This window comes from Desulfosarcina cetonica JCM 12296 (genome assembly GCF_001311845.1).
Taxonomy (GTDB): Bacteria; Desulfobacterota; Desulfobacteria; order Desulfobacterales; family Desulfosarcinaceae; genus Desulfosarcina; species Desulfosarcina cetonica.
In genome coordinates this window covers 1-1,767 of sequence record NZ_BBCC01000420.1, presented here as the reverse complement: position 1 = coordinate 1,767, position 1,767 = coordinate 1, and the positions used below count along the sequence as shown (strand labels likewise).

The window sequence follows — 1,767 nt, the reverse complement described above, 5'->3', positions numbered from 1 at the left end:
CCTAATTAAAATAAACGGAAAGTTTAGAGAAACTATACGAGAAAGGCCGTCCGGAAAACAATACACCAATGGTTTAATCGTGGTACCGATGCACATCGAAAAGATTTCATCAGGACAAAACAAAGGTGCTAACAAGCCACTAAGATCAATGCAGAAGTGTCGCCAATCCTGGCGTACAGTTTTGTTCTGTTTTGCGAAAAAATAGATGATGCGTATCTATCAATACGTTGATTCTAAAAAGGATTTTTCAAATGCCAACTTAACAGCATCCAGCAAAGTCTCATCTCCTTTTTCAACTTCATTTTTCAGCCAATCTTCAAGGGGATTCAGCCGTTTTATTTCGGCCATAACGCTTTTAAGCGAGTGAACATAAAAGTTTTCAGCTCGGTTCCCTGTTTCTATTGCATTTTCAATTGCAGTAGCTGCCAGTACGCCACTGTGAACAGCGGTGCCAATCCCTTCATATCCCACAGGCAAAGCCAGACCGGCGGCATCACCGACTAGAATTGCATCGCCTTTTGCTGGTACAAACGAACCTGATAATAATTCTTCATGCAAATGTGACATGGTGCATCCGTCTTTCCATACAGGTTTCAAGTTAAGATCAAATCCATAGTCTTTTGAAAGAAGCTGCTTTATCTCTTTATTCAATTTATTAAGCCCGCCTCCTTCCAAAACAAATAAGTCGTCTCCCTTAAAGTTGATGTCAAAACGAGGACGAATTTGGTGAACTGGGAAAAACCAATGCATATATTTATGATCAAGCTTTATGTCGGACTTATAAACTTCCCGAGTTGCACCGGAATACCTCACTTTAAGGCCTGGAAATAAGCACTTCCGTACCACAGATGTTGCACCATCAGCCCCAATAATAAATCTTGTTTTAATTTCCTTCTCCGAAAGTTTAATTGCGAATCCATACTCAAGTTCTTCTATTTTTACGACCCGTGCTGAATCATATAGCTCAACACCACTGTCTTCGGCTTTTTTGATCATCCAGTAATCCAGGTCTTTTCTCCAGGCGATAAAATTTTATGCTTTATTTTCCTGGGTTCTATCCCCGGTGCATGAAGCATAATACCGGATAAATATTGGGAGGGGGCAATCGCTTTGGAAGGATTCTCACCGAATACTTTTTCCACCAGATCCTGCGCAACTTTTGCAACCAGCATCCCGGTGCAAACTTTCCGTCGTGGCAATTTCATTCTTTCAAACAATATTGTTTTGAGCCCTTTTATCGCACATACCTTTGCGGCTGCTGCTCCCCCAGGACCGCCACCTATGACCGCAACATCATACATAGTATCTCCTTTTAAAGAAAAAATTCTTTATCATAGGGTATCAGCGTATTCCGTGGACAAAAACTTAATCGTTTCTCCTGTTGCGGGCTATGATACTTCCCTTCTTTGACAAAGATTTCATATTTAGATTGTTTGGTCAGGGGTTCTTCTTTGGTTTGAAACCTTATTCAAGCTATCTCAAAATTAATTGAACACCCTCTGACAGTGCTGTGAGGCGCTTCAAAATTTATATGCTGCTGCCTTTTTATCGCTTCACGCCTTGTCAGAGGAGCGATATTGTTTTTGAGATAGCCTGAAAGGTTAAGGCTGGCGGAAAGAAATAATTCCACCATCCTGCTTGTTTTTGTGCCCGTCTACCGCGTTGCCGCCACCGGCACATATTCCCGCTATGCACCGGTGGCGGCGCCTTGTAGACGAACCCAAATCCGGCGCGATCTGGCGGAATTATTTCTTTCCGCCAGCCTAA

3 protein-coding genes are annotated in these 1,767 nt (G+C 42.3%); 1 reads left to right on the top strand and 2 read right to left on the bottom strand.

Annotated elements, in window-relative coordinates; genetic code table 11:
- On the top strand, positions 1–205 hold a 205-nt coding region (locus JCM12296_RS42995), incomplete at its 5' end, for a hypothetical protein (RefSeq protein ID WP_218188444.1).
- A 14-nt stretch (positions 206–219) separates the two neighbouring features.
- On the opposite strand, the gene JCM12296_RS34560 is transcribed toward JCM12296_RS42995, so the two are convergent.
- Both JCM12296_RS34560 and JCM12296_RS34555 read right to left on the bottom strand, forming a co-directional pair.
- The gene (locus tag JCM12296_RS34560) at positions 220–996 is read right to left on the bottom strand and encodes an NAD(P)/FAD-dependent oxidoreductase (protein ID WP_054702681.1); all 777 of its coding nucleotides are present in this window, start codon (positions 994–996) and stop codon (positions 220–222) included.
- On the bottom strand, positions 993–1,301 hold the full coding sequence (locus JCM12296_RS34555; RefSeq protein WP_054702678.1) for an FAD-dependent oxidoreductase: 309 nt from the start codon (positions 1,299–1,301) through the stop codon (positions 993–995). The genes JCM12296_RS34560 and JCM12296_RS34555 overlap by 4 nt, the downstream gene beginning before the upstream one ends.
- Positions 1,302–1,767: the final 466 nt, after the last annotated feature.